The 1416-nt window shown below is 73.9% G+C and carries 1 protein-coding gene and 2 pseudogenes; 2 read left to right on the plus strand and 1 reads right to left on the minus strand.

Going from position 1 to position 1416, the window contains the following annotated elements; all coding sequences use genetic code 11:
• A pseudogene (locus tag HW445_RS30895) lies at positions 1-199 on the plus strand (hypothetical protein); the annotation flags it as partial.
• Between the two features lie 36 nt (positions 200-235).
• On the opposite strand, the gene HW445_RS30900 reads toward HW445_RS30895, so the two are convergent.
• Positions 236-1024: a TSUP family transporter gene (locus HW445_RS30900; RefSeq protein ID WP_180224091.1), complete on the minus strand. Its 789-nt coding sequence runs from the start codon at positions 1022-1024 to the stop codon at positions 236-238.
• 100 nt (positions 1025-1124) lie between these two features.
• Here HW445_RS30900 and HW445_RS30905 point away from each other — a divergent pair.
• Positions 1125-1416 (plus strand): annotated as a pseudogene (locus HW445_RS30905) (Pterin-4-alpha-carbinolamine dehydratase); the annotation flags it as partial.

Genomic DNA, 1416 nt, shown 5'->3' on the forward strand with positions numbered 1-1416 from the left:
GTTCGCCGCACAGGGCGACCCCGGCTACCGCTGCACGGCGGTGATGCTGGGTGAGAGCGGGCTCGCGCTCGCCCTCGACGGGGAGCGTCTCCCCGACGTCGCCGGCGTCCTCACCCCGGCCACCGCCATGGCCGACGCCCTCACCGGGCGGCTCCGCGCGGCCGGATTCACCCTCACCACCGCGCCGGTCGGCGCCTGAGCCCTGCGGCGACCGGCGTCCGCCCGCGTCCGGCGGTCAGGCCAGCCACTGGTCGTAGGCCATCTTGACGACCAGCGCGAAGACCACGGTGAGCAGCACGCCGCGCACGAAGCCGCTGCCGCGCTTGAGGGCGGTGCGGGCGCCGAGGGTGCCGCCGATCAGGTTGAAGACGGCCATCAGCGCGGCCAGCTGCCAGAAGACGGTGCCCTTCCAGGCGAACATCGCCAGCGCGCCGGCGTTGGTGCAGCAGTTGACGATCTTCGCGGTGGCGGAGGCCCGGACCAGGTCCAGATGGAGGATCGCGGTGAGCGCGAGCACCAGGAAGGTGCCGGTGCCGGGCCCTATCAGGCCGTCGTAGAACCCGATGCCGACGCCGGCGAGACCGATGGCGGCCAGCACCCGCCGCCGGGAGACCGGCGCGGTGGAGGGCGCCTGGCCGAAGGCGGGCCGCAGGATGACGAACGCGCCGACGGCCAGCAGCACCACCATCACGATCGGCTTCAGCACCTCGGTGCTGAGTCCGGCCGCCACCAACGCGCCGCCGCTCGACCCGGCGAGGGCTGCGAGCCCGATCTTCACGGCGGTGCCGACGTCCACCGGGGTACGGCGCGCGTAGGTGATCGCGGCGCCGGTGGTCCCCACGATGGCGACGGCCTTGTTGGTCCCGAGCGCGTACTGCGCGGCGTGCGCCCCGCCGGCCGGGAGGCCGAGCAGCAGCGCGGGCAGCAGCAGGAGCCCGCCGCCTCCGACCACGGCGTCTATCCAGCCGGCGGCGAGGGCGGCGACACAGAGCACGACGAGGACGGACAGCGGTATCTCGGGCATGATCGTCACCCTACGAAGGCGTCAGGTGTACCGTCCACGAACTTGAGTGGCTTCTGAGCTTGTGTCTCCTCCCGGTCCGGCCCGCCGCTAGCGTGGCGCCATGACGGACGTGACGACGACCACGGGGTGGATCAGGCCGGCCGAGTTCCACGCGGCCGAGGGGCTGGAGGACTGGCGGGTGCTGGGAGAGGGGGCGTGCGCCCACTTCCGCACCGGGTCCTTCGCGGCCGGCGCCCGCCTGGTGGCGGCCCTCGCCGAGCTGCCCGGCGCCGGGGACGGCTGCCCGGACGTCGACGTACGCCGGGACGGGGTGACGGTGCGGCTGATATCCGCCACCCCCGACCACTACGGACTGACCCGCGAGCACGTGGAGACCGCGCGGTGGGTCTCGC

This window comes from Streptomyces sp. UH6, from assembly GCF_013421635.1.
Taxonomy (GTDB): domain Bacteria; phylum Actinomycetota; class Actinomycetes; order Streptomycetales; family Streptomycetaceae; genus Streptomyces; species Streptomyces abyssomicinicus.